Source organism: Klebsiella sp. CB_Kp196 (genome assembly GCF_040061575.1).
Taxonomy (GTDB): Bacteria; Pseudomonadota; Gammaproteobacteria; order Enterobacterales; family Enterobacteriaceae; genus Klebsiella; species Klebsiella michiganensis.
In genome coordinates this window covers 56,520-81,422 of record NZ_JBEAFH010000082.1, presented here as the reverse complement: position 1 = coordinate 81,422, position 24,903 = coordinate 56,520, and the positions used below count along the sequence as shown (strand labels likewise).

The window sequence follows — 24,903 nt, the reverse complement described above, 5'->3', positions numbered from 1 at the left end:
GCTTACGGTAGGCAAAAAAAAGGGCAGGAAGAATCCTGCCCTGAGAATGACGAACCGATATTAGGCGGTGACGCTGTTAGTGAAAGTGTTCCACTCGCCCGACAGGTCGTGCACAGAATTGCTCCAGTTTTCGTTGCTTGAGGCAACGAAATCCTGCCACGTAGATGTGCCGCTCAGGTAATCACCGAACGCAATGGTATCGTTAACGATGGCATTGGCGATGGTAGCACCTGCGGAGGTAATAAAATCGCTCAGATGGCTTGCTGTATTATTAATAATGCTGGAAATGCTGTTAGCAATGCTGCCGAACACATTAAAACCACCAGAAATAGATTCCATTTCGCCAATAGTTAATTCTTTCATTGGTATTCCTTGTTAAGTTTGATTAATTTTTATTAGTGGGTCTCTTACCCACGGAAGAAATACTAACACTCTTAAATTATGTTAATCCAGAGTATTAATATGTGAAATATTCAATTTCATACAAATTTAATAAAATGAAGTTTTCTTCAGAGATAACGGCGTAAGCCATGAGTATGAATTTTTTATTCGGCACATCTGGCTTTAATGTGAAATTGCATGAGGACCTTATAAAGAAAAACGCGCTGAAAGTGGTTGCAGGCGGAAATAAGACGGACAGCTTTTTTTTCATTGAAAACTTTACTATTGTTCAATAGAGATGCTATATGAACCGGAGAGAAAAATATTCATGGCAAAAGACCGCCTGTTCGTGCGGAGGAGGGGAGGGCAAGAGAACATCACCCTGGCACCATACCTCACGTTAATATGTTAATTTTCGATTTCACATTCGCCCACCGGGAATGAAGGAAGCGCAGCCCGCTGAATGAACGAGAGCCTGTCTATGGTTTGCTAACCCGAATGACGTCAGCGTTCGACGAAACAAAAATTTCGCGATATATCTCTTATACTATTTTGCGCACAATAAATTTATTTACCGTATATATGCAGCTAAACCACTCGGCGCCGTACGGGGTAGCGCGGCGGCGGGATTCATATCTCAAAGATACCATTGCCGACCGCAGTGGGAAAACCGTGCTTAGCGATGATTCGTTAAACAACGGAATCATTAGCCGGTATATAGTGCTCATTTTATTGACAGTACCAGCGTTAAAACCAATTTTAATTCATCTAAATAAACGATGGCTGCAGGATAATGAATTGCTGCTGATGAATCTGATGCGGCTATTTGTCGAAACGAATTGGCAGTACTGCGTGACTATTATCGCATCAGTATGGCTAAACGCGTTCCGGCAGTAAGCGGAGAAAGGCATGTACGGGGGGCGTCTTTGATCGAGGACGCTGAAGCGGAATTTAGCCAGGGGCAGAGAAAGCGTTGAGAGGGTTGAGGGCACAATCTCAGAATAATAGGGTGGGGAGAATGATTTACAACCATCGGCGATGCGAGATTAACAGGGGGAAATAAGTAATGGCGTATCGTGCGATACGCCATTGAGAGACACTATCTGACCATGGTCAGCAGGTTGTGTGAATCCGGCACCATAAAGTCGACGGACATCATCACCGACAGCGCGGTAATGGCTACGATGGAAAAGACGAACAGCTTACGCGCCCAGACTTTATCATCCGCCACTTTATAACCGCGCAGCGCCATTCCGAGCCACCAGACGCTCACCGCCGCAGCGACAACCAGATATTTATATCCAGCGTAGCCGCCCAGGGAGAGCATCAGCGTGGCAACGGCGAAAGCGATGATGTAAACGGTGATATGGTTTTTCGCTACCGAAATGCCTTTCACTACCGGCAGTACCGGAATGTTCGCTGCCTGATAATCCTTGAAGCGGAAAATCGCGATAGCGTAAGAGTGAGGCATCTGCCACAGGCTGAAAATCGCCAGCAGAATCGCGGCACCGCTGTCAAAATCACCGGTAACCGCGCAGTAGCCAATCACCGGCGGCGCAGCGCCGGAGAGAGAACCAATCAGCGTGCCGTAGACGGAGTGGCGCTTCATGTACAGGCTGTAAACGCCGACATAAACCACGAACCCCATCACCCCCAGCCAGCAGGCCAGGGGATTCGCGCCAAACCACAGGAGCATGAAGCCAGCAATACCCAGCAGGGTGGCGTATACCAGCGAAGCTTCTGGCGAGATCAGCCCTTTGACCAGCACCCGGTTTTTCGTCCGTTCCATCTTACGATCGATATCACGGTCGATATAGTTGTTGAAAACACAACCCGAGGCGACCACCAGGGATACTCCGAGGAGCGTCCAGATAAAAAGCGGATAGTCGATGTGGCCCTTGGAGGCCAGCAGGAAACCGCCAATCACGGAGATCAGGTTGCCAAAAATAATGCCTGGTTTCGTTACTTGCAGGTATTGCTTAAACATACTCGCCGCTCTTAGTGCATCATCATGTTGTAGTTCAGGTTCCACATAATCCAGATGGAGCCGACAACTACGATAGCAATGATGATTACGGTGAAGATAAATGCGGTCAGGTTCCAACCTTCGTCCGATTTACTGTTCATGTGCAGGAAGTACACGAGGTGTACCACAATCTGCACAACCGCAGTGACCAGGATGGTTCCCAGAATAGCCGCATGCGATGCAGATCCACTCATCACCATTGCAAACGGGATAACCGTCAGAATGATCGACAGGATGAAACCTGTCATGTAGCTCTTCACGCTGCCGTGAGAAGCGCCGCTATGATCGGTAGAATGACTCATTACATCGCCCCCATCAGATAAACAACAGAGAACACGCAGATCCACACGACGTCCAGGAAGTGCCAGAACAGGCTCAGGCACATGATACGGGTGCGGTTCGTGCTGGTCAGGCCGCGACGAGAAACCTGAACCATCAGCACCGCCATCCAGATCAGACCAGAGGTCACGTGCAGACCGTGGGTGCCGACCAGCGCGAAGAACGCTGACAGGAAGCCGCTGCGATCCGGGCCCATACCTTCAACAATCAGGTGATGGAATTCATAGAGTTCCATCGCGATGAACCCAGCCCCGAAGAGGAAGGTCAGCGCCAGCCAGGAAACCACCTGGCTCTTGTTGTTTTTGTACATGGCGATAGCCGCCATGCCGTAGGTGATGGAGCTGAACAGCAGCAGCGCGGTTTCAAGCAGAACGAACGGCAGTTCAAAAATATCTTTACCGGTCGGACCGCCCGCCGTGCCGTTCACCAGAACGGCATAGGTAGCGAACAGAGTGGCGAAGATAATGCAGTCGCTCATCAGGTAGATCCAGAAACCGAATACCTTCATCGGTCCTGTATCATGGTGCCCGTGTTCGTGCGCGTGGGCGTTATGCGCAAGAGTATCAGTTGCCATTTTTCAGCCCTGCTTTGTTAATCTCATCGAAATGCTGATTTTCCAGTTTTTCGACTACTGCAACCGGCACGTAGTAATCCACGTCCTCGTCAAAGCTCTTAATAATCCAGGTCACCAGGATACCGACGAAGCTTGCAATCGCCATCCACCAGATATGCCAGATCATTGCGAAACCAAACACCGTTGCGAAAGCAGCAATCACGATGCCCGCGCCGCTGTTTTTCGGCATATGAATCTCTTCATAGCCAGCCGGTTTCTTATACGCGTCGCCTTTTTCTTTCATTTCCCAGAACGCGTCACGCTCGTGAACGACAGGAACGATAGCAAAGTTGTAGAACGGCGGAGGAGAAGAGGTTGCCCACTCCAGCGTACGGCCGCCCCAAGGGTCGCCGGTCAGGTCACGGTTCTGCTCGCGATCGCGGATAGACACGTAGAACTGAATCAGCTGGCAGAGAATACCGCAAGCGATCAGCGCCGCACCGCAGGCTGCAACAACCAGCATCGGGTGGAACTGCGGGTCAATCTGCTGGCTCAGGCGACGGGTCATGCCCATGAAGCCCAGTACGTACAGCGGCATAAACGCGACGAAGAAGCCGATGATCCAGAACCAGAAAGCGCGTTTGCCCCAGGTTTCGTTCAGGGTGAAGCCAAAGGCTTTCGGCCACCAGTAGGTCAGACCTGCGAAGCAACCGAACACCACGCCGCCGATGATGACGTTATGGAAGTGCGCGATCAGGAACAGGCTGTTGTGCAGCACGAAGTCTGCGCCCGGTACCGCCAGCAGTACGCCGGTCATACCCCCTACGGAGAAGGTCACGATAAAGCCAATCGTCCACAGCATTGCTGAGTTGAAGACGATACGGCCCTGGTACATGGTAAACAGCCAGTTGAAGATCTTAACCCCGGTCGGGATAGCGATGATCATGGTCGTAATACCGAAGAAGGCGTTTACGTTCGCGCCCGCACCCATAGTAAAGAAGTGGTGCAGCCAAACGATGAACGACAGAACGGTAATACACACTGTTGCCCATACCAGCGAGGTATAGCCAAACAGACGCTTACGTGAGAAGGTTGCGGCGATTTCGGAGAAGACACCGAATACCGGCAGAACCAGAATGTACACTTCCGGGTGACCCCAGGCCCAAATCAGGTTGATGTACATCATCATGTTGCCACCCATATCGTTGGTAAAGAAATGGGTGCCCAGGTAGCGGTCCAGGGTCAGCAGCGCGACGGTGACGGTCAGAATTGGGAAGGAGGCGATAATCAGGATGTTGGCGCACAGAGATGCCCAGCTAAACACCGGCATCTTGAACATGGTCATGCCAGGGGCACGCATCTTGATAATCGTTACGAAGAAGTTAATACCGGTGAGCGTTGTACCAATACCGGATAGCTGGAGAGCCCAGATCCAGTAATCGACCCCGACGCCCGGACTGTACTCAATTCCCGAGAGCGGCGGATAGGCCAGCCAACCGGTCTGCGCGAATTCACCGACGCCCAGAGAGAGGTTAACCAGAATCACGCCCACAACGGTGAACCAGAAGCTCAGGTTGTTAAGGAATGGGAAGGCAACGTCGCGCGCGCCGATCTGCAGCGGAACCACCAGGTTCATCAGACCGATAACAAACGGCATCGCTACGAAGAAGATCATGATAACGCCGTGGGCGGTAAAGATCTGATCGTAGTGGTGAGGCGGCAGGAAGCCTGCTTCCCCGGCCGAGGCCAGCACCTGCTGGCTACGCATCATAACGGCGTCAGCGAAGCCACGCAGCAACATGACGATTGCTACGATAACGTACATGATACCGAGACGTTTGTGGTCAACCGAAGTCAGCCACTCATTCCAAAGGTAGGACCACTTACCGAAGTAAGTGATGGCCGCCAGAAGCGCCAGTCCCCCAATGATAATTGCAGCCACCGTAACCACAATAATGGGTTCATGGTAGGGCACTGCATCCAGTGTAAGTTTTCCGAACATCGTTTTCTTCCTCGGCCCCTTAGTGAGCGGTTTCCGCGTGGCTCATGTCCATGCCTTCCATTCCTTCGTGCGCTGCGTGCTCGCCCTCAGGTTGGGTCATATCCATGCTCTTACCGTGAGACATAAATTTGTTAACAACATCTTTAAACAAATCTGGTTTCACGTTAGAGAAGTATTCCACTTTGTTGTATTCGCTAGGCGCAGCCAGTTTGTCGAACGTTTCCATGGAGTCCATGGCGTTCGCAGACTGTTTGGCTTTCGCTACCCACTGATCGAAGGTTGCACGATCCGGCGTGGCGATAGCTTTGAACTTCATTCCTGAGAAGCCCGGGCCGCTATAGCTGGCGGAGATACCGTCGTAAGTACCAGCTTCGTTCGCGATGAGGTGCAGCTGAGTCTGCATCCCGGCCATTGCGTAAATCTGGCTACCTAAACGTGGGATAAAGAACGAGTTCATCACGGAGTTGGAGGTCACTTTGAAGTGTACCGGTACGTTCGCCGGGAAGGCGATTTCGTTGACGGTAGCAATACCTTGTTCCGGATAGATGAAGAACCATTTCCAGTCCATCGAAACGACTTCGATAGTGATAGGTTTTTCATCGTGAGCAAGCGGTTTGCTCGGCTCTAATGCGTGAGTGGTTTTCCAGGTCAGAACGGCCAGGAACAGGATGATCAGGATAGGAACCGTCCAGACCACAGCTTCCACTTTGTTGGAGTGTGACCAGTTCGGGCTATACTTCGCATCTTTATTGCTCGCACGATACTTCCAGGCAAATCCTACTGCCATCAAGACGGCTGGAATAACGACGATCATCATCAGGCCGAAGGCCGTCAGAATCAGAGAGCGTTGCTCCAGTCCAATCTGTCCTTTTGGGTCGAGGAGTGCAGAATCACAACCACTGAGTAATACAGTGCCTGCGATTAATGACATCCATCCCAAACTTTTATTGTATTTCCTAAGTCTCATTGAACGACCTCAATTCCACGGAATCTGGTGGCGCTTAAAGTGTACGGGCATTTTACGGGAAGGTTGCATTACTGTAAACATAGTTGGAGCTGTGTCTGCTCTATGTTAGCGGCTTCTGCTTGCCCTGTCACATATGTTACGGAGTGTGACATTATCGCTTGCAAACCTTGATTTAGGCGGGATTGATAACGAAAGGGATAAGAACGAAAGGCTTTATAAGAGAATGAGCATAACTACCCGCAAAACAACACAAATAATTAACAATTAATTATCAAATAAAAGACATCGTAAAAGCGGAAAATAAAACCTGCAAAGCTGAATCGGTTAAATTATTTAAAGATTCGCATGAAAATTGTCAATAATTTCCAGAAATCTAAAACGCACAAAACAACAAATCGGCTACGATGAATATAAAATCGTTAATAAGACGTTATAATTACGTTTAGTAATTACAACGTCCACGTACGTTTCTGCGCTGATTTAAATCAGCTCGGTTTTACGTAATGCCAGATAGTCAAGGAAGGCGCCGAGTAAAATACCCGCGACGGCGGTGAGTACGGCGATCTCAAGCAGGCCGGCAAGGAAGGAGAAGTTGGTGTAATCCAGTGCGTTGAGCGCCAGCAGCAGCAGCCAAATCGCCAGCATCAGGCAGCCAGCAGCCAGAATAATTAATGCCAGCCCGTAGGTCTGCGGAAAGCGCGTGCGCGGCATAAAGCTTTCTGAGCGCTGAGTGTGTTCCAGCGTACGCCGGCAAATTAACAGCAGCAAAATCCCCGGCACCGCGGCGACGACGGAAAAGAGATAGAAGGTAGGCCAGCCGTGGGCTTCAACAAACCAGCCGGCGATAGGCCCAACGTACACGCGCCCAACGGCAGAGAGCGCTGAGAGCAGGGCAAACTGGGTGGCTGAAAACGATTTATTGCACAGCGTCATCAGCAGCGCGACGAACGCCGCGGTGCCCATCCCGCCGCACAGATTTTCGAAAAACACCGCCGTCGCCATGGAGAAAAGGTGTTTATCGGTAATTGAGAGCAGCCAGTATCCGGCGTTGGATACCCCCTGCAACAGGCCGAAAATCAGCAGCGCGCGGAACAACGTCAGGCGCTGCATGAGCACGCCGCCGTAAAGCGCGCCGATAATCGTGGCGAACAGGCCGAGCGTTTTATTCACCATTCCCACTTCACCCGCATCGAAACCGACGCCGCGAATCAGGAACGTGGTGGTCAGGCTCATGGCAAACGCGTCGCCAAGCTTATAAAGGACGATCAGCAGCAGAATAAGCCAGGCATTATTGCGGCCGAAGAAGTCGCGTAGCGGTGCGGCGACGGCCTGCTCCAGCGTCTTCGGCACCGGAATAACGTCGCTGGGTTCCGGCGCCAGCAGCGTGGCGATAATGCAGGGGATCAGCAGCGCGGCCATCAGCCAGTACATCCCCTGCCAACCCAGCCAGCGATCGGCCAGCCAGAGCGCCAGCCCGCCGGAGACCAGCATCCCCAGACGATAGCCCAGCACGCTGATTGCCGCTCCGGTGCCTCGCTCTTCCGCGGCCAGCACGTCAGTTTTCCACGCGTCAAATACGATATCCTGAGAGGCGGAACAAAAGGCGATGACCACCGCCAGCGCTGCCATCCAGCGCAGCTGCGTGGACGGTTCAAGGAAACCCATCGCCGCAATGGCGATAAGGAGCAGAAACTGGGTCGCCAGCAGCCAGCCGCGACGACGGCCGAGAAACGGCGGCGTATAGCGGTCCATCACCGGCGACCAGAGGAACTTAAAGACGTAGGCCTGGCCGACGAGCGAGAAAAAACCGATAGTTTTCAGATCGATGTTTTCAACGGTCATCCACGCCTGCAGCGTGCCGGAGGTGAGGGCGAGCGGTAATCCCGAGGCAAAACCGAGGATCAGCAGGATAGCTGATTTTGGCTGCGTGAAAATGCGTAAGTAATGATTAGACATGGCATGTCGTGCAGACCCGGCGCGAGGCCGGGTCTGCGACTTAAATTAACGCGCGTTTTGCTTGATGAAATCGTGAATGCTGGTGTCCTGCGCCATATCGCTAATGGTATCGGTCATGACGCTATTAACCGCATCGGCGATATTTTTATTCGAGGCCTGGAAGGCGCCTTCAACAGAGTAGCTGGCACGATAGTTTTTCGTCATCTTATTGCCGTTAGCGGCAGTGGCAACGATCGCAATATCGGCTTTAGTCGCAATGTTGTAACGCACGTTGCCCTGAGAAACGTCGGCGTACAGTTTATTCACAATGATTTGCAGATCCACGGCGCCGTTCGGGCCAATCATATAGCCACGCGAGGTCATCTGTTTCTCGAGCACTTCCTGCAACAGGAAGCGCAGGTCGCGGGAGGCGGTGAGCGTAACCTGTTGGTTATCGCGGGTGACTTTCGCCAGCGCCTGATCCGGACGCTGATCGGCGCCGTTAATGCTGACGGTCACGCCCATCAGGCTGGGATCCTGCTGCGGCAGGGTGATTTTCGGTGAAACATCAATGGTGGTCGGCGGAGTGGCGCATCCGGCCAGCATAAACAGCGCGACCAAAGGAAAAAGAATTTTCTTAAACATGTTCAGGGTCTCAACGCATGGTGGAGTGGTAATGAGGAAAATTCCCGCCATCATAACATCGCCAACGGCAAGGGGAAGTGGCAACGCATGTAAATTCATCGCCTTGTGCGTTTTCTGTCCTGACTGCATCTCTTATCGCAACGCAGGCAGGGCTTTCAGGACACCGAACCACTAAAGCCGATACTTTTGCATGAAAATATCAGAGGAATGCTAATTTTTTGTTGTTTTCGCCCAATGGAAGCGGTAAAAGCGGCTAACATTTAAAGGGAATGGCGGCAATACAGCGTTGTCGGAGGAGAAAATTCATGATGATACGTGAACAGATCGAAGCAAAACTTAGGGCAGCGTTCGACCCGGTGTATCTTGAAGTCGTGGATGAAAGCTATCGCCACAACGTTCCTGCGGGCTCTGAAAGTCATTTTAAAGTGGTGTTGGTGAGCGATCGCTTCCTTGGCGAGCGTTTTCTTAATCGTCACCGTATGATTTACGGAACGTTGACTGAGGAACTATCAAGCACCGTGCACGCTCTGGCGTTGCATACCTATACAATCAAAGAGTGGGAAGGGCTACAGGATACCGTCTTTGCTTCTCCTCCTTGTCGCGGGGCTGGAAGTATCGCGTAGAAATCGCATTTGCAACCGCTGGAGCTTTTCCAGTATGTTGCGTGAAGATTTATGAGAAAACGGCCTGCGGGCCGTTTTGTTTTGCCTGAAAAATGTGCAATTCACGCATATTTACAGGCAAATTTGCTCGGGAAATGTGAAAAAAGCCGCAGCAGTGGGCGACAACCGTTCTCGACTCACAAAAGTGATGCCGCTATAATGCCGCGTCTTTTATTATGAATGTCTTCGGGATGATTCTGACGACAGGGAATGTGTTTCTGATTTGAAGAGGGCATCCCGGTTCTGCGAAGCAACCTGTTCGCGCTTCCAGAGTTGACCGAGCACTGTGATTTTTTTGAGGTAACAAGATGCAAGTTTCAGTTGAAACCACTCAGGGCCTTGGGCGCCGTGTAACGATTACTATCGCCGCTGACAGCATCGAGAATGCTGTCAAAAGCGAGCTGGTCAACGTAGCGAAAAAAGTTCGCATTGACGGCTTCCGTAAAGGCAAAGTGCCGATGAATGTTGTTGCTCAGCGTTATGGCGCATCTGTTCGCCAGGACGTGCTGGGTGACCTGATGAGCCGTAACTTCGTTGACGCGATCATCAAAGAAAAAATTAATCCGGCCGGCGCGCCGAACTACGTTCCGGGCGAATACAAGCTGGGTGAAGACTTCACCTACGCGGTAGAGTTCGAAGTTTATCCGGAAGTTGAACTGCAGGGTCTGGAAGCGATCGAAGTTGAAAAACCGGTTGTTGAAGTGACCGATGCTGACGTTGACACCATGCTGGATACTCTGCGCAAGCAGCAGGCGAACTGGAAAGACAAAGACGGCGCTGTTGATGCAGAAGATCGCGTTACCGTTGATTTCACCGGTTCCGTTGACGGCGAAGAGTTCGAAGGCGGCAAAGCCTCTGACTTCGTACTGGCGATGGGCCAGGGCCGTATGATCCCGGGCTTTGAAGACGGTATCAAAGGTCACAAGGCTGGCGAAGAGTTCACCATCGACGTGACCTTCCCGGAAGAGTACCACGCTGAAAACCTGAAAGGTAAAGCGGCCAAGTTCGTTATCAACCTGAAGAAAGTTGAAGAACGTGAACTGCCAGAGCTGACTGAAGAGTTCATCAAACGTTTCGGCGTTGAAGATGGTTCCGTAGCCGGTCTGCGCGCTGAAGTGCGTAAAAACATGGAGCGCGAGCTGAAAGGCGCCGTGCGTAACCGCGTTAAATCTCAGGCTATCGAAGGTCTGGTTAAAGCTAACGATATCGACGTTCCGGCTGCGCTGATCGACAGCGAAATCGACGTTCTGCGTCGTCAGGCTGCTCAGCGTTTCGGCGGTAACGAGAAACAGGCTCTGGAGCTGCCGCGTGAGCTGTTCGAAGAGCAGGCTAAACGCCGCGTTGTTGTTGGCCTGCTGCTGGGCGAAGTGATTCGTACCAACGAGCTGAAAGCTGACGAAGATCGCGTTAAAGGCCTGATCGAAGAGATGGCTTCCGCTTACGAAGATCCGAAAGAAGTGGTTGAGTTCTACAGCAAAAACAAAGAGCTGATGGACAACATGCGCAACGTCGCGCTGGAAGAGCAGGCCGTTGAAGCCGTGCTGGCGAAAGCTAAAGTGTCTGAAAAAGCCACTTCCTTCAGCGAACTGATGAACCAACAGGCGTAATTTCGCCCCAAGGTTTAAGGTTTGAGCAAAAACCCGTTGCCGAAAGGCTGCGGGTTTTTTTATTGCAATGATAGCCTTAGGATGAGTGCGAAAAGGCGATTTCAGTGATAGCGTTACGACAAAAGATTGTTATGCTTGAATTATGGCGACGTCATCCCCATAACCGGGAGACGTAACTGCATTGGCATAATCATGCGCCGTAATGAAGCGTGCATCTATGCACTTCTGCCCGACGGCAGAAATTCTGGCTGATAATCCGTCCGTAAGGTTACAATCAGTGCAGCGGTTTTTTTCAAATTAATCCAGGAGACGGAAATGTCATACAGTGGCGAACGAGACAACTTTGCACCCCATATGGCCCTGGTGCCGATGGTCATTGAACAGACCTCACGCGGCGAACGTTCATTTGATATTTACTCCCGTCTGCTCAAGGAGCGCGTCATTTTTCTGACCGGCCAGGTAGAAGACCACATGGCTAACCTGATCGTGGCGCAGATGCTGTTTCTGGAAGCGGAAAACCCGGAAAAAGATATCTATCTGTACATTAACTCTCCGGGCGGGGTGATTACCGCCGGGATGTCTATCTATGACACCATGCAGTTCATCAAGCCTGACGTGAGCACCATTTGTATGGGCCAGGCGGCCTCAATGGGCGCGTTCCTGCTGACCGCCGGGGCGAAAGGCAAGCGTTTCTGCCTGCCGAACTCCCGCGTGATGATTCACCAGCCGCTGGGCGGCTACCAGGGCCAGGCGACGGATATCGAAATCCACGCCCGCGAAATCCTGAAAGTGAAAGGTCGCATGAATGAACTGATGGCACATCATACGGGTCAATCCCTTGAGCAGATCGAGCGCGATACCGAGCGCGATCGCTTCCTGTCTGCCTCAGAAGCAGTGGAATACGGCCTCGTTGACTCTATTTTGACTCATCGTAATTGATGCCCCAGGCGCAAGGGTGCCGCTATACTTGTTTGAAAGAGGGCGGCACAACGCTTCACAGCGGTTTGCGCCTGAGAATGGCATTTGCGTCGTCGTGTGCGGCACAAAGAACTTAATAAGAGGTTTGGACTCATGACAGATAAACGCAAAGATGGTTCGGGCAAACTGTTGTACTGCTCTTTTTGCGGCAAAAGCCAGCATGAAGTGCGTAAGCTAATCGCCGGGCCATCCGTGTATATCTGCGACGAATGCGTTGATTTATGTAACGACATCATTCGCGAAGAAATTAAAGAAGTTGCGCCGCATCGCGAGCGCAGCGCGCTGCCGACGCCGCACGAAATTCGCCATCATCTGGACGATTACGTTATCGGCCAGGAGCCGGCGAAAAAAGTGCTGGCGGTGGCGGTATACAATCACTACAAACGTCTGCGCAATGGCGACACCAGCAACGGCGTTGAACTGGGCAAAAGTAACATTCTGCTGATCGGGCCGACCGGTTCCGGTAAAACGCTGCTGGCGGAAACGCTCGCGCGCCTGCTGGATGTGCCTTTCACCATGGCGGATGCCACCACCCTGACCGAAGCCGGCTACGTGGGTGAAGACGTTGAGAACATCATCCAGAAGCTGCTGCAGAAGTGCGACTACGACGTACAGAAAGCCCAGCGCGGTATCGTCTACATTGATGAAATCGACAAAATTTCCCGTAAATCGGATAACCCGTCGATCACTCGCGATGTTTCCGGCGAAGGCGTGCAGCAGGCGCTGCTGAAGCTTATTGAAGGTACCGTTGCCGCGGTTCCGCCGCAGGGCGGGCGTAAGCATCCGCAGCAGGAGTTCCTGCAGGTTGATACCTCTAAGATCCTGTTCATCTGCGGCGGCGCCTTTGCCGGTCTGGATAAGGTCATTTCCCACCGTGTTGAAACCGGTTCAGGTATTGGTTTCGGCGCGACGGTCAAGGCGAAGTCTGACAAAGCCAGCGAAGGCGAGCTGCTGTCTCAGGTTGAGCCGGAAGATCTGATCAAGTTTGGCCTGATTCCTGAGTTCATCGGTCGTCTGCCGGTTGTGGCGACCCTGAGCGAGCTGAGCGAAGAAGCGCTGATTCAGATCCTCAAAGAGCCGAAAAACGCCCTGACCAAGCAGTATCAGGCGCTGTTCAGCCTGGAAGGCGCTGAGCTGGAATTCCGCGACGAAGCGCTGGACGCTATCGCTAAGAAAGCGATGGCGCGTAAAACCGGGGCTCGCGGTCTGCGTTCTATCGTTGAAGCCGCGCTGCTCGATACCATGTACGATCTTCCGTCAATGGAAGACGTAGAAAAAGTGGTCATCGACGCTTCAGTTATCGATGGCCAGAGCAAGCCGCTGCTGATTTACGGCAAACCGGAAGCGCAGCAGGCATCTGGTGAATAATTAACCATTTTGCTCAAGCAGTTAACAAAAAGGGGGGATTTTATCTCCCCTTTTATTTTTCCTGCATTCCCGCCGTTGAATGTATGGAATACATCCCCATATACTGGTTTACATATTAACGGCGACGCGTCGTTGAGTTGCGTCGTCGGCTACCTGGCGGACTTTAAACTAAGAGAGAGCTCTATGAATCCTGAGCGTTCTGAACGCATTGAAATCCCCGTATTGCCGTTGCGCGATGTGGTGGTTTATCCGCACATGGTCATACCCCTGTTTGTAGGGCGGGAAAAATCTATCCGTTGCCTCGAAGCAGCCATGGATCATGATAAAAAAATCATGCTGGTTGCGCAGAAAGAAGCCTCGACGGATGAGCCGGGTGTAAACGATCTTTTCACCGTCGGGACCGTGGCGTCTATTTTGCAAATGCTGAAGCTACCGGACGGTACTGTCAAAGTGCTGGTCGAAGGTTTGCAGCGCGCGCGCATCTCTGCGCTGTCTGATAATGGCGAGCATTTTTCGGCGAAGGCTGAATATCTTGAATCGCCGGCCATTGACGAACGCGAGCAGGAAGTGCTGGTTCGTACGGCCATCAGCCAGTTTGAAGGCTACATCAAGCTGAACAAGAAAATCCCACCGGAAGTGCTGACGTCGCTGAATAGCATTGACGATCCGGCGCGCCTGGCGGATACCATCGCTGCGCATATGCCGCTGAAGCTGGCGGACAAACAGTCCGTGCTGGAGATGTCCGACGTTAACGAACGTCTGGAATATCTGATGGCGATGATGGAGTCGGAAATCGATCTGCTGCAGGTTGAGAAGCGCATTCGCAACCGCGTGAAAAAACAGATGGAGAAATCTCAGCGCGAGTACTATCTGAATGAGCAAATGAAAGCCATTCAAAAAGAGCTCGGCGAGATGGACGACGCCCCGGACGAGAACGAAGCGCTGAAGCGTAAGATCGACGCGGCGAAAATGCCGAAAGAGGCAAAAGAGAAAACCGAAGCGGAACTGCAGAAGCTGAAAATGATGTCCCCGATGTCGGCGGAAGCAACCGTCGTTCGCGGCTACATCGACTGGATGGTGCAGGTACCGTGGAACGCCCGCAGCAAGGTCAAAAAAGACCTGCGTCAGGCTCAGGAGATCCTCGACACCGACCACTACGGCCTCGAGCGCGTGAAGGATCGTATTCTTGAGTACCTCGCGGTGCAGAGCCGTGTTAACAAGCTCAAAGGGCCGATCCTGTGCCTGGTTGGGCCTCCGGGGGTCGGTAAAACCTCTCTCGGCCAGTCCATCGCCAAAGCCACCGGACGTAAGTACGTGCGTATGGCGCTGGGCGGCGTGCGCGATGAAGCGGAAATCCGCGGTCACCGTCGTACCTATATTGGCTCAATGCCGGGCAAACTGATCCAGAAAATGGCCAAAGTGGGCGTTAAAAACCCGCTGTTCTTACTGGATGAGATCGACAAGATGTCTTCGGACATGCGCGGCGATCCGGCCTCGGCGCTGCTGGAGGTGTTGGATCCGGAACAGAACGTGGCCTTTAACGATCACTATCTGGAAGTGGATTACGATCTCAGCGACGTGATGTTTGTCGCGACCTCCAACTCCATGAACATTCCGGCGCCGCTGCTGGATCGTATGGAAGTGATCCGTCTCTCCGGCTACACCGAAGATGAGAAGCTGAACATCGCCAAACGCCACCTGCTGTCAAAACAGATTGAGCGTAACGCGCTCAAAAAAGGCGAGCTGACGGTAGATGACAGCGCGATTATCGGCATTATCCGCTACTACACGCGTGAAGCGGGCGTGCGTGGTCTGGAGCGCGAAATCTCGAAACTGTGCCGTAAGGCGGTAAAACAGCTGCTGCTGGATAAATCGCTGAAGCACATCGAGATTAACGGCGACAACCTGCATGACTTCCTTGGCGTGCAGCGCTATGACTATGGCCGGGCGGATAGCGAAAACCGCGTGGGTCAGGTGACGGGTCTGGCATGGACGGAAGTGGGCGGCGATCTGCTGACCATTGAAACCGCCTGCGTTCCGGGCAAAGGTAAGCTGACCTATACCGGTTCACTGGGTGAGGTGATGCAGGAGTCCATCCAGGCTGCGCTGACCGTGGTGCGTTCGCGTGCGGATAAGCTGGGTATCAACTCAGACTTTTACGAAAAACGCGATATTCACGTGCACGTACCGGAAGGCGCTACGCCGAAAGATGGCCCAAGCGCAGGTATCGCGATGTGTACCGCGCTGGTTTCCTGTCTGACGGGCAATCCGGTGCGCGCCGATGTGGCGATGACCGGGGAAATTACCCTCCGTGGCCAGGTGTTGCCAATCGGTGGTCTGAAGGAAAAACTGCTGGCCGCGCACCGCGGCGGCATTAAGACTGTTCTGATTCCTGATGAAAACAAACGTGACCTTGAAGAAATTCCAGATAACGTTATCGCCGATTTAGATATCCATCCGGTGAAACGAATCGAGGAAGTTCTGGCACTTGCACTGCAGAACGAGCCGTTTGGTATGGAAGTCGTCACGGCAAAATAGTGATTTCGCGCAAATTGCGCTAAGAAAAATAGGGCTGGTAAGTAAATTCGTACTTGCCAGCCTTTTTTTGTGTAGCTAACTTAGATCGCTGGCAGGGGGGTCAATTACAACTCTGTTGTAAGGGCATGACAGTCCTGATATAACTGCTGCGCGGTCGCGCCACGAAGGATTCTGGTGCGATATAAATTATAAAGAGAGGAAGAGAACAGTGAATAAATCTCAACTGATTGACAAAATTGCTGCCGGTGCGGACATTTCTAAAGCCGCAGCTGGACGTGCGTTAGATGCTTTAATCGCTTCTGTTACTGAATCTCTGCAGGCTGGGGATGACGTTGCGCTGGTAGGGTTTGGTACTTTTGCTGTTAAAGAGCGCGCTGCCCGTACCGGTCGCAATCCGCAAACAGGCAAAGAAATCACCATTGCTGCTGCTAAAGTACCGGGTTTCCGTGCAGGTAAAGCGCTGAAAGACGCGGTAAACTGATCGACTTCCCCACTGGGGTCTGTGACGAAGTACAAGGGCGCATCGTAAGATGTGCCTTTTTTATTTGCCAGAATGAGACTTAATGTGACTTTATACGCACTTGTGGGCTGACAATCACCCCGTTTTCTTGTCAAAATACGTCCTCACGCGCGGCGGCCATCACATGCTATGCTGCGCGAGCTAAAGTCATCTACAGCGGAGCGTTGTTACACCATGATGGACAACCTACGCACGGCCGCCAACAGCGTCGTGCTCAAGATTATTTTCGGTATCATTATCGTCTCGTTCATTTTGACCGGGGTGAGTGGTTACCTGATTGGCGGTGGTAACAACTATGCCGCAAAAGTTAATGACCAGGAGATTGGTCGCGCACAGTTTGAAAATGCCGTTGCCAGCGAGCGTAATCGCATGCAGCAGCAGCTTGGCGACCAGTTCTCAGAACTGGCGGCCAATGAAAATTACATGAAGACCATGCGTCAGCAGGTGCTGAACCGTCTGATTGACGAGGCGCTGCTCGATCAGTATGCCCGTGAGCTGGGTCTCAACATCAGCGACGACCAGGTGAAGCAGGCTATCTTCCAGACCCAGGCTTTCCAGGCGGATGGCAAATTTGATAACGAGCGCTTCAGCCGTATTGTTAATCAGATGGGGATGACGACGGATCAGTACGCGCAGGCGCTTCGTAATCAGCTGACGACTCAGCAGCTGATCAACGCCGTAGCCGGTACCGACTTTATGCTGCCGGGCGAATCCGACCAGCTGGCGGCGCTGGTTTCTCAACAGCGCGTCGTCCGTGAAGCCACTCTCGACGTGAACGCGCTGGCGGCAAAGCAAACCGCTACCGACGATGAAATCAACGCGTTCTACCAGCAGAACCAGGCGCGTTTTATGGCGCCTGAGCAGTTCCGCGTCAGCTACATCAAGCTGGACGCTGCCAGCATGCAGGAAAACGTCTCTGACGAAGAAATTCAGTCATGGTACGACCAGCATCAGGATCAGTTCACTCAGCCGCAGCGTAACCGCTACAGCATCATCCAGACCAAAACCGAAGCGGATGCGCAGGCGGTGCTTGATGAGCTGAAGAAAGGCGCTGACTTCGCCACGCTGGCCAAAGAAAAATCAACCGACATTATCTCTGCCCGCAGCGGCGGTGATATGGGGTGGCTGGAAGATGCTGCGACCGTGCCAGAGCTGAAAGAGGCCGGTCTGAAAGAAAAAGGCCAGCTTTCTGGCGTAATTAAATCCTCCGTTGGGTTCCTGGTTGCCCGTCTGGACGATGTTCAGGCAGCACAGGTTAAACCGCTGGCTGAGGTTCGCGACGATATTGCGGCGAAAGTGAAGCAGGAAAAAGCCCTGGATGCGTACTATGCCCTGCAGCAGAAAGTGAGCGATGCGGCGAGCAACGATAACGAGTCGCTGGCGGGCGCAGCCCAGGTTGCCGGTCTTAAAGTGGTTGAAACCGGCTGGTTTGGCCGCGACAGCTTGCCGCAAGAGCTGAATTTCAAGCCGGTCTCTGAAGCTATCTTCAACGGCGGCCTGGTGGGCGAAAACGGCACGCCGGGCAGCAACTCCGATATCATCACCGTCGACGGCGATCGTGCGTTTGTTCTGCGCATCAGCGAGCATAAACCGGAAGCGGTGAAACCGCTGGCGGATGTTAAAGCGCAGGTGAGCGATATTGTTAAGCACACGAAAGCGGAACAGCAGGCGAAGCTGGATGCCGACAAGCTGCTGACGGCCCTGAAAGAGGGCAAAGGCGATGAAGCGATGAAAGCCGCAGGCCTGAGCTTTGGTGCGCCGCAGACGCTGTCACGCACCGGTCAGGAAGCGCTGAGCCAGTCTGTCTTTGCACTTCCGCTGCCGCAGGCGGGTAAGCCAAGCTACGGCGTGGGCTCCGATCTGCAGGGCAACGTGGTGCTGCTGGCGCTGGACGAAGTGAAAGCGGGTACGATGCCGGAAGAGCAGAAAAAAGCGATGATTCAGGGGATCACCCAGAATAACGCCCAGATCGCTTTCGAAGCGCTGATGAGCAACCTGCGTAAAGCGGCGAAAATTAAGCTCGGCGACATTATCGATCAGCAACAATAATTACGTGCTGCTTCGCAAAAGCAAGTAACGTAATGTCATTCTCAAAGGCCGCTTTCGCGGCCTTTTCCATTTCTGCATTTTGCCTTTTGTACTCTTTTTCCTTCGTCGCTATCGTGACCTTGCTGTCTACAAACAAGGAGATAACAGCATGAAACGAGGAATGAAAACGCTTATTGCCGCCGTACTGGTTTGCGCGGCGGGGAGTCAGATAGCGCAGGCGGCGCCTTCTGCCGGCAAAGCGTCGGCGCCGGTAAAGGAAAGCGTGCAGTCGCCGCAGGCAAAAGCGCCGGATGCGTTAAATGCGGCGGATAGTGAAGGCACCAGGGTGAGTATCAATAACGCCAGCGCGGAAGAGCTGGCTAAGGCGCTGAATGGCGTCGGCCTGAAGAAAGCGCAGGCTATAGTGAGCTATCGCGAAGAGTACGGGCCATTTAAAACCGTTGACGATCTTAAGCAGGTGCCCGGAATGGGCAACTCGCTGGTAGAGAGAAATCTGTCACATCTGAAGCTGTAAATTTTCAGCGAAAGTTTGCACAGTCGTCATTATTTGCCAGACTGAAGAGGTCATGCCAGTGGTGTGACCTCTGACCTCAAAGCAACAATTAAAGATAAGGCATTTGCGCTATGCAGACACAAATCAAAGTTCGCGGCTATCATCTGGATGTCTATCAGCACGTTAACAATGCGCGTTATCTGGAGTTTCTCGAAGAAGCGCGTTGGGATGGCCTGGAAAGCAGCCCGGCCTTCCACTGGATGACCGCTCGCAACATCGCCTTTGTGGTGGTCAATATCAATATCAACTACCGCCGACCGGCGGTACTAGGCGATGTATTAACCGTCACCAGCAAGCTCGAACAGCTGAACGGAAAAAGCGGGACGTTAAGCCAGGTGGTCACCCTCAACCCTAATGGCGAAGTGGTCGCCGATGCGCTTATCACTTTTGTCTGTATCGATCTAAAAACGCAGAAAGCGCTGCCGCTTGAGGGCGAACTGCGGGAGAAGCTGGAGCAGCTTGAGCCTCGCTAACAGGCCAGCCGGAGGGGGATGTCCCGGAGGCGGTGCTGCGCACCTGTCCGGGCTACTTTTCCTCAGCTGTCTGCGATCCGGTAGCGCGGGCAGGCGCACAGAAAGTGGCAGAACTTCCCCGAAAGCGCTTCTGCGTATCTGACCGGGCTATGCATCGTGAGCCGCCTGCGATCCCGCCACGCCGTCGGGAAGTAACCGGTTACTGGAGCCCGGTTTTCTGCTTCATCACCGTCATCACCCCAACTTTATCGCCCAGATACTGGCTCAGCCCGTTGGCGCGAAGATTACAGGCGGCGCACTGCCCGCAGCCGTCGCCTTTAATGCCGTTATAGCAGGTAAGGGTTTCATGGCGCACCAGGTCGAGCTGGCCCCAGTAATCGGCCAGGGCCCATGTTTCGGCTTTATTAAGCCACATTAGCGGCGTCTCAAAGCGAATATCTTTCGCCATACCGAGGCTGACGGCATGGTGCAGCGCTTTCACGAACTCGTCGCGGCAGTCCGGGTAGCCCGAAAAGTCGGTCTCGCAAACGCCGGTGATAATAGCTTCCGCCTTCACCTGATACGCGTAAATGGCCGTCAGGGTTAAAAACAGAATGTTGCGCCCGGGTACGAAGGTATTCGGAATGCCGCTGGCGTCCGGTTCATAATCCGGAACCGGAATGCTATCGCGGGTCAGGCTGCTGACCGCCAGTTCGTTAAGCAGGGTGACATCAAGGACTTTATGGGCCACGGCCCCCAGCTTTAGCGCCAGTTCGCGAGCAACGTCAATCTCCGCGCGATGACGTTGGCCATAATCAAAAGTGACGCAATGCACTTCATCATACTGTTGCAGAGCCTGCACCAGGCAGGTCGTCGAATCTTGTCCTCCGCTGAAGACAACTACGGCGCGTTTCATGGTAATTCCTGACAATCGAAGTGAGGCGCATATGGTAGCGCCTGATGAACGTGACCACCAGCCCCGTCACGGCGCAGAGGCCGGTAGCCAGGCGCTGGCGAAATCAAACCAGCCGCGCGCGTTTAGCCGTAGTCCGTTGACCCCCGGCGGCGCGCTGATGCGATAATTATAATTGAACAGCGGCGTCATGATGGCATCGTCCATCAGACTGTTAAAGACGTTGCGCAACGCTTCGCTACGGCTGCGTTCGTCCGGTAAGGCCTGAACGGCATCCAGCGTCGCCTGGAGATGCGCATATTGCGCCCCGGTCAGCAAATTAGGCCACAGCACGTCGCAGCGTAGCCACTGCTCCAGCGCATAGACCGGCGCTTCGCCAATCAGGCGGTCGCCCATCATCAGGTCCGCCTGTGCAAACTGCTGGCAGCCATCCCAGTTTTTCGCATCATGGAAAATAATCGTCAGCTCACAGCCCAGTTCCGCCAGCCGTTGACGAAGCCGATCCGCCATAGCGTGTAGCTCTACGGGGAGGTGATAGAGCAGCGTAAGCCGTTCGGGCAGAGGGGTACTATGATTTTCAGGCCACTGCGGAATAGACCAACCCGGCAATACTTCGTTGCTGGGCGCGATCAGATCCTCATCCAGCGGCAGGGTTTCTAACAGGGTGGAGCGATGAATCAGCGAGACCAGCCTTTGCGCCTGCGCTTTGTTAAGACGAGGGCTCTGGCGCAGCGTCAGATAGCAAAAGCCGAGGCTAATACTGTTGCTGACCTGACGTAGTCTGGTCAGCTCGTCAGGATCGCCAATGGTTATCTGTACCGGATGACGACAGCTGGTGCCCAGATCCTGCTCGAACAGCTGCGGCGTGATCCAGTATTCCACGGCCTGCAGCAGCGGGTGAGTGAGATGATAGCGCTGATGGTTTTCCAGCCGCACCAGGTCCGGAGTAAATCGCTTCAGGCGAAACGGTCCACTGCCGATCGCCGGATCGTCAGGATGCGCCAGCACGCTGCAGTAGCTGGCAAGGCGGAACGGCAGCCAGTAATCGGCGCGATGCAGGGTGATAGTCAGACACTGGGAGTGGGTGACGCTAATTTCGCTGATACTGGCGAACAGCGTGCGCAGCGCAGGCAGCTGCAGCAGCATCAGGAGCCGCTGCTGCAGCTGTGAGGTTTTAATCGGATCGCCGTTGTGCCAGAACAGGGTAGAACGAATATAAAAGTGCCAGCGCAGGCCGTCAGGCGACACCTCCCAGTGATGGGCTAAATCGCCTATCGGACAGGTACTCTGCGCATCAAATCGGGTCAGACCGGAAAATATCTCCCCGGCCAGGTGCTGCTCCGCGCGTCCCGGCATAAAACCCGGGCGCAGCGGCTCCAGCGGACGGTAGTAAGGAATACGCAGGGTCGGCGTATTGTTCTGCCATTGGCCGCCGAGAAAGGGGGAAAGCAGCGCTTTAAGCTCCACCGGCGCCAGCTGGGCCAGTTCGAGGGCATTTTGCTGCTGCCCTTTATTCAGCGCCTGCTCCATCATCTCATTGCGCAGCGCTTCCGGCGCTTTATAAAACTGGAGTAGCCCGCGCTTTCCGCGACCGGAGCTGGCCTGCCAGCTTAGCCAGCCGGACTCTTGCGCCTGACGTAGCAGGGTTCGAATGTGGCGTTCGCTGCAAAAGCAGCGTTCGGCCAGCTCGCCGACGGTTACCTGCTGCGGCTCTCCGGCGGAGGGCTGCCAGAGTCGCTGGTACTGATGCAGACGGTTTAATAGCCTCATCGCTGTGTAATCCTGCGTAGATTGGTAAACCCGGAACAATAAAATTTATCTATTCACTATTACTTCCGTATATCTCAGGCAATACTGCAACACAAGCAAAATCCACCACGATTTGGGGAGCAGAAGATGGCAAGACTGGCTGCATTCGATATGGACGGTACGCTACTGATGCCGGACCATCGTCTGGGAGAAAAAACGCTTTCGACGCTCAAACGTCTGCGCGATCGCGATATCACCCTGACTTTCGCCACCGGTCGTCATGCTCTGGAAATGCGCCACGTTATCGGCGAGTTCTCTCTGGATGCGTTTTTAATCACCGGCAACGGGACGCGCATTCACTCTCTGGAAGGTGAGGAGCTGTATCGCCGCGATCTGGCTCCCGATGTGGCGGAAGAGGTGCTGCACAGCGCCTGGGAAACCACGGCCAGTATGCATTTCTTTAACGACGGCGGCTGGTACACCGGGCAGGCGATCCCGGAATTACTGAAAGCGCACGTCTTTAGCGGTTTTCGTTATCAGCTGTACGATCCAAAGCGAATGCCGGCGCATCAGGTCACTAAAATCTGCTTCTGCGGCGATCATGACGATTTGCGGCGGCTAAGGCTTCAACTGAGTGAAGCGCTGGGCGGCCGAGCGGATCTCTGTTTTTCGGCGATGGATTGCCTTGAAGTGTTGCCTGGCGGCTGTAACAAAGGCGCGGCGCTGGCGGTATTAAGCCAGCATCTGGGGCTGACGATGCAGGATTGTATGGCGTTCGGTGACGCCATGAACGACCTGGAAATGCTCGGCAGCGTCGGGCGCGGCGTGATTATGGGCAATGCGATGAATCAGCTGAAAGCGGAACTCCCACATCTACCGGTTATTGGCGACTGCCGTCATCAGGCCGTCTCCCACTTTTTGACTCATTGGCTGGATAATCCCGATCTTCCTTATTCCCCCGAATAAAGAGACCCTGCCAGCAAGCCAGATATCCTGTGATATCTGGCTTCTTTTATTTTGCCTGCAGCATGTCGGCGATTTGTGCCTGCCATGAGGAGATATCGCCAATATTGGCCGCTACCCACTGCGGGTTGTAGTAGGTTTCCAGATAACGTTCACCGCTGTCGCACAGCAGCGTGACGAGAGAGCCGGTGCGCCCCTCTTCGCGCATCCGCACGGCCAGCTGCAGTACGCCCCACATGTTGGTGCCGGTGGAGGCGCCGACCTTACGTCCGAGCAGCGTTTCCAGCCATAGCGCGGTGGCGACGCTGGCGGCATCCGGTACCCGCAGCATCTCATCGACCACGTCGGGAATAAACGACGGTTCGACGCGCGGGCGGCCGATGCCCTCAATTTTACTGCCGACCGGGCTGCGCAGGCTGGCGTCGCGGCTCTGCCAGTAGTCCATAAACACCGAGTTTTGTGGGTCAACCACCAGCAGCTGTGTATCGTAGCCCTGACAGCGAATGTAGCGTCCGATAGTGGCAGAGGTGCCCCCGGTGCCCGCGCTCATCACGATATACGACGGCTGCGGATGCGGCTCGTGGTTCATCTGACGGAAGATACTGTCGGCGATATTATTGTTTCCCCGCCAGTCGGTCGCCCGTTCGGCATAGGTAAACTGATCCATATAATGGCCGTTCAGCTCGCGGGCCAGGGTTTCGGAGGCGGCATAGATTTCGCAGGCGCTATCGACGAAATGGCAGCGGCCGCCGTAGAACTCAATTTGTTCAATTTTACGTTTTGCCGTACAGGAAGGCATCACGGCGATAAACGGCAGGCCTAAGAGACGGGCGAAGTAGGCTTCAGAGACGGCGGTCGAACCGGAAGAGGATTCGATAATCGTTGTCCCTTCTTTAATCCAGCCGTTGCACAGACCATAGAGAAACAGCGAGCGGGCCAGGCGGTGCTTCAGGCTACCGGTTGGATGGGTGCTTTCATCCTTCAGGTAGAGCTGGATCCCCGGGAACCCCGGAAGCGCCAGACGAATAAGGTGCGTGTCGGCGGAACGCTGATAATCGGCATTAATTTCACTAATCGCGTGTTTAACCCAGGCGCTGTTCATCTCAAATTCCTGTTTGTCATTTTGTGCCCAGCTTAGCGGAAATCGAAGGAAAAATTGTTGCCATTTAGCCTTTCAATTACAATGAATGGAGTAAATTTTTCTCCCAAGGTGCCCTATGTTAGATAAAATTGACCGTAAGCTGCTTTCTTTACTGCAAACCGACTGCACCCTCTCTTTGCAGGCGCTGGCCGATGCCGTTAATCTGACCACCACGCCCTGCTGGAAGCGCCTGAAGCGGCTGGAAGATGAAGGTATTCTGCGTGGGCGCGTCGCGCTGCTGGATGCGGAAAAGGTCGGGCTTGGGCTGACGGCGTTTGTGCTGATTAAGACTCAGCATCACAGTAGCGACTGGTATTGCCGCTTCGTCAGCGAAGTCACGCAGATGGCGGAGGTTCTCGGTTTCTGGCGTATGGCGGGGGAGTATGATTATCTGTTGCGGGTCCAGGTGGCGGATATGAAGAACTACGATGATTTTTATAAACGCCTGGTTAACAGCGTGCCGGGGCTCTCGGATGTCACTTCGAGTTTTGCCATGGAACAGATAAAATACACCACTGCCTTGCCGATTGATTAACGGCATCAGCCGCTACGAATTACACAC

22 protein-coding genes are annotated in these 24,903 nt (G+C 53.5%); 11 read left to right on the top strand and 11 right to left on the bottom strand.

Going from position 1 to position 24,903, the window contains the following annotated elements; genetic code table 11:
• Nucleotides 1-60: 60 nt before the first annotated feature.
• The 8 genes from ABLU87_RS28420 to ABLU87_RS28385 form a co-directional block, all read right to left on the bottom strand.
• Nucleotides 61-363 (bottom strand): hypothetical protein, encoded by a 303-nt coding sequence (locus tag ABLU87_RS28420; RefSeq protein WP_025107169.1) that lies wholly within the window; start codon nucleotides 361-363, stop codon nucleotides 61-63.
• A gap of 1,117 nt (nucleotides 364-1,480) precedes the next feature.
• Nucleotides 1,481-2,368: a heme o synthase gene (gene cyoE / locus ABLU87_RS28415; protein WP_004129778.1), complete on the bottom strand. Its 888-nt coding sequence runs from the start codon at nucleotides 2,366-2,368 to the stop codon at nucleotides 1,481-1,483.
• 11 nt (nucleotides 2,369-2,379) lie between these two features.
• The gene (locus ABLU87_RS28410; RefSeq protein ID WP_004099523.1) at nucleotides 2,380-2,709 is read right to left on the bottom strand and encodes a cytochrome o ubiquinol oxidase subunit IV; all 330 of its coding nucleotides are present in this window, start codon (nucleotides 2,707-2,709) and stop codon (nucleotides 2,380-2,382) included.
• Complete coding sequence (locus ABLU87_RS28405) at nucleotides 2,709-3,320, bottom strand: cytochrome o ubiquinol oxidase subunit III (protein ID WP_122117753.1); 612 nt, start codon at nucleotides 3,318-3,320, stop codon at nucleotides 2,709-2,711. The genes ABLU87_RS28410 and ABLU87_RS28405 overlap by 1 nt, the downstream gene beginning before the upstream one ends.
• Nucleotides 3,310-5,301: a cytochrome o ubiquinol oxidase subunit I gene (cyoB, locus tag ABLU87_RS28400; protein WP_004848247.1), complete on the bottom strand. Its 1,992-nt coding sequence runs from the start codon at nucleotides 5,299-5,301 to the stop codon at nucleotides 3,310-3,312. The genes ABLU87_RS28405 and cyoB overlap by 11 nt, the downstream gene beginning before the upstream one ends.
• 19 nt (nucleotides 5,302-5,320) lie before the next feature.
• Nucleotides 5,321-6,268 (bottom strand): cytochrome o ubiquinol oxidase subunit II, encoded by a 948-nt coding sequence (gene cyoA, locus ABLU87_RS28395; protein WP_004848249.1) that lies wholly within the window; start codon nucleotides 6,266-6,268, stop codon nucleotides 5,321-5,323.
• A gap of 480 nt (nucleotides 6,269-6,748) precedes the next feature.
• A complete protein-coding gene (gene ampG / locus ABLU87_RS28390; protein WP_025107167.1) occupies nucleotides 6,749-8,224 on the bottom strand; it encodes a muropeptide MFS transporter AmpG in 1,476 nt (491 codons plus the stop codon).
• A gap of 45 nt (nucleotides 8,225-8,269) precedes the next feature.
• Nucleotides 8,270-8,848, bottom strand: coding sequence for a lipoprotein (locus ABLU87_RS28385; protein ID WP_004848253.1), 579 nt, complete (start codon nucleotides 8,846-8,848; stop codon nucleotides 8,270-8,272).
• Between the two features lie 305 nt (nucleotides 8,849-9,153).
• Here ABLU87_RS28385 and bolA point away from each other — a divergent pair, with 305 nt between their 5' ends.
• The 9 genes from bolA to ABLU87_RS28340 all read left to right on the top strand — a co-directional run bounded on the left by bolA (nucleotide 9,154) and on the right by ABLU87_RS28340 (nucleotide 19,596).
• Complete coding sequence (gene bolA, locus ABLU87_RS28380) at nucleotides 9,154-9,471, top strand: transcriptional regulator BolA (RefSeq protein ID WP_004133447.1); 318 nt, start codon at nucleotides 9,154-9,156, stop codon at nucleotides 9,469-9,471.
• 347 nt (nucleotides 9,472-9,818) lie between these two features.
• A complete protein-coding gene (gene tig / locus ABLU87_RS28375) occupies nucleotides 9,819-11,117 on the top strand; it encodes a trigger factor (protein ID WP_004848255.1) in 1,299 nt (432 codons plus the stop codon).
• A 315-nt stretch (nucleotides 11,118-11,432) separates the two neighbouring features.
• Nucleotides 11,433-12,056, top strand: coding sequence for an ATP-dependent Clp endopeptidase proteolytic subunit ClpP (gene clpP, locus ABLU87_RS28370; protein WP_003021624.1), 624 nt, complete (start codon nucleotides 11,433-11,435; stop codon nucleotides 12,054-12,056).
• A 132-nt stretch (nucleotides 12,057-12,188) separates the two neighbouring features.
• A complete protein-coding gene (gene clpX / locus ABLU87_RS28365) occupies nucleotides 12,189-13,463 on the top strand; it encodes an ATP-dependent protease ATP-binding subunit ClpX (protein WP_004099538.1) in 1,275 nt (424 codons plus the stop codon).
• A 183-nt stretch (nucleotides 13,464-13,646) separates the two neighbouring features.
• Nucleotides 13,647-16,001: an endopeptidase La gene (gene lon / locus ABLU87_RS28360; RefSeq protein WP_004099539.1), complete on the top strand. Its 2,355-nt coding sequence runs from the start codon at nucleotides 13,647-13,649 to the stop codon at nucleotides 15,999-16,001.
• Between the two features lie 208 nt (nucleotides 16,002-16,209).
• The gene (gene hupB / locus ABLU87_RS28355) at nucleotides 16,210-16,482 is read left to right on the top strand and encodes a nucleoid-associated protein HU-beta (RefSeq protein ID WP_002444653.1); all 273 of its coding nucleotides are present in this window, start codon (nucleotides 16,210-16,212) and stop codon (nucleotides 16,480-16,482) included.
• Between the two features lie 213 nt (nucleotides 16,483-16,695).
• Nucleotides 16,696-18,570, top strand: coding sequence for a peptidylprolyl isomerase (gene ppiD / locus ABLU87_RS28350; RefSeq protein ID WP_004848261.1), 1,875 nt, complete (start codon nucleotides 16,696-16,698; stop codon nucleotides 18,568-18,570).
• A 148-nt stretch (nucleotides 18,571-18,718) separates the two neighbouring features.
• Nucleotides 18,719-19,084, top strand: coding sequence for a helix-hairpin-helix domain-containing protein (locus ABLU87_RS28345; RefSeq protein ID WP_025107165.1), 366 nt, complete (start codon nucleotides 18,719-18,721; stop codon nucleotides 19,082-19,084).
• Nucleotides 19,085-19,194: 110 nt separating this feature from the next.
• Nucleotides 19,195-19,596, top strand: a complete 402-nt coding sequence (locus ABLU87_RS28340; protein WP_004848264.1) for a YbgC/FadM family acyl-CoA thioesterase — start codon at nucleotides 19,195-19,197, stop codon at nucleotides 19,594-19,596.
• Between the two features lie 199 nt (nucleotides 19,597-19,795).
• Here ABLU87_RS28340 and queC read toward each other — a convergent pair whose 3' ends face one another.
• Both queC and ABLU87_RS28330 read right to left on the bottom strand, forming a co-directional pair.
• Complete coding sequence (gene queC, locus ABLU87_RS28335) at nucleotides 19,796-20,491, bottom strand: 7-cyano-7-deazaguanine synthase QueC (protein ID WP_014228183.1); 696 nt, start codon at nucleotides 20,489-20,491, stop codon at nucleotides 19,796-19,798.
• A gap of 66 nt (nucleotides 20,492-20,557) precedes the next feature.
• The gene (locus ABLU87_RS28330) at nucleotides 20,558-22,258 is read right to left on the bottom strand and encodes an SgrR family transcriptional regulator (RefSeq protein WP_032748262.1); all 1,701 of its coding nucleotides are present in this window, start codon (nucleotides 22,256-22,258) and stop codon (nucleotides 20,558-20,560) included.
• Between the two features lie 126 nt (nucleotides 22,259-22,384).
• On the opposite strand from ABLU87_RS28330, the gene cof reads away from it, so the two are divergent.
• Nucleotides 22,385-23,203 (top strand): HMP-PP phosphatase, encoded by an 819-nt coding sequence (cof, locus tag ABLU87_RS28325; protein ID WP_014228185.1) that lies wholly within the window; start codon nucleotides 22,385-22,387, stop codon nucleotides 23,201-23,203.
• A 46-nt stretch (nucleotides 23,204-23,249) separates the two neighbouring features.
• Here the strand turns inward: cof and ABLU87_RS28320 are convergent, their stop codons facing one another.
• Nucleotides 23,250-24,302, bottom strand: a complete 1,053-nt coding sequence (locus ABLU87_RS28320) for a PLP-dependent cysteine synthase family protein (protein WP_048261427.1) — start codon at nucleotides 24,300-24,302, stop codon at nucleotides 23,250-23,252.
• A 115-nt stretch (nucleotides 24,303-24,417) separates the two neighbouring features.
• On the opposite strand from ABLU87_RS28320, the gene ABLU87_RS28315 reads away from it, so the two are divergent.
• Complete coding sequence (locus tag ABLU87_RS28315; RefSeq protein ID WP_004135994.1) at nucleotides 24,418-24,876, top strand: Lrp/AsnC family transcriptional regulator; 459 nt, start codon at nucleotides 24,418-24,420, stop codon at nucleotides 24,874-24,876.
• Nucleotides 24,877-24,903 lie beyond the last annotated feature (27 nt).

Excerpts from the sequence above, each read along its gene's own strand:
- ABLU87_RS28405 (WP_122117753.1), bottom strand. The coding sequence starts at position 3,320 with ATGGCAACTGATACTCTTGCGCATAACGCCCACGCGCACGAACACGGG.
- ABLU87_RS28420 (WP_025107169.1), bottom strand. The coding sequence starts at position 363 with ATGAAAGAATTAACTATTGGCGAAATGGAATCTATTTCTGGTGGTTTT.
- ABLU87_RS28320 (WP_048261427.1), bottom strand. The coding sequence starts at position 24,302 with ATGAACAGCGCCTGGGTTAAACACGCGATTAGTGAAATTAATGCCGAT.
- lon (WP_004099539.1), top strand. The coding sequence starts at position 13,647 with ATGAATCCTGAGCGTTCTGAACGCATTGAAATCCCCGTATTGCCGTTG.
- ABLU87_RS28315 (WP_004135994.1), top strand. The coding sequence starts at position 24,418 with ATGTTAGATAAAATTGACCGTAAGCTGCTTTCTTTACTGCAAACCGAC.
- clpX (WP_004099538.1), top strand. The coding sequence starts at position 12,189 with ATGACAGATAAACGCAAAGATGGTTCGGGCAAACTGTTGTACTGCTCT.
- cyoA (WP_004848249.1), bottom strand. The coding sequence starts at position 6,268 with ATGAGACTTAGGAAATACAATAAAAGTTTGGGATGGATGTCATTAATC.
- tig (WP_004848255.1), top strand. The coding sequence starts at position 9,819 with ATGCAAGTTTCAGTTGAAACCACTCAGGGCCTTGGGCGCCGTGTAACG.
- ampG (WP_025107167.1), bottom strand. The coding sequence starts at position 8,224 with ATGTCTAATCATTACTTACGCATTTTCACGCAGCCAAAATCAGCTATC.
- cof (WP_014228185.1), top strand. The coding sequence starts at position 22,385 with ATGGCAAGACTGGCTGCATTCGATATGGACGGTACGCTACTGATGCCG.
- bolA (WP_004133447.1), top strand. The coding sequence starts at position 9,154 with ATGATGATACGTGAACAGATCGAAGCAAAACTTAGGGCAGCGTTCGAC.
- ABLU87_RS28330 (WP_032748262.1), bottom strand. The coding sequence starts at position 22,258 with ATGAGGCTATTAAACCGTCTGCATCAGTACCAGCGACTCTGGCAGCCC.
- clpP (WP_003021624.1), top strand. The coding sequence starts at position 11,433 with ATGTCATACAGTGGCGAACGAGACAACTTTGCACCCCATATGGCCCTG.
- cyoB (WP_004848247.1), bottom strand. The coding sequence starts at position 5,301 with ATGTTCGGAAAACTTACACTGGATGCAGTGCCCTACCATGAACCCATT.
- ppiD (WP_004848261.1), top strand. The coding sequence starts at position 16,696 with ATGATGGACAACCTACGCACGGCCGCCAACAGCGTCGTGCTCAAGATT.
- ABLU87_RS28385 (WP_004848253.1), bottom strand. The coding sequence starts at position 8,848 with ATGTTTAAGAAAATTCTTTTTCCTTTGGTCGCGCTGTTTATGCTGGCC.
- ABLU87_RS28345 (WP_025107165.1), top strand. The coding sequence starts at position 18,719 with ATGAAACGAGGAATGAAAACGCTTATTGCCGCCGTACTGGTTTGCGCG.
- ABLU87_RS28340 (WP_004848264.1), top strand. The coding sequence starts at position 19,195 with ATGCAGACACAAATCAAAGTTCGCGGCTATCATCTGGATGTCTATCAG.
- ABLU87_RS28410 (WP_004099523.1), bottom strand. The coding sequence starts at position 2,709 with ATGAGTCATTCTACCGATCATAGCGGCGCTTCTCACGGCAGCGTGAAG.
- cyoE (WP_004129778.1), bottom strand. The coding sequence starts at position 2,368 with ATGTTTAAGCAATACCTGCAAGTAACGAAACCAGGCATTATTTTTGGC.
- queC (WP_014228183.1), bottom strand. The coding sequence starts at position 20,491 with ATGAAACGCGCCGTAGTTGTCTTCAGCGGAGGACAAGATTCGACGACC.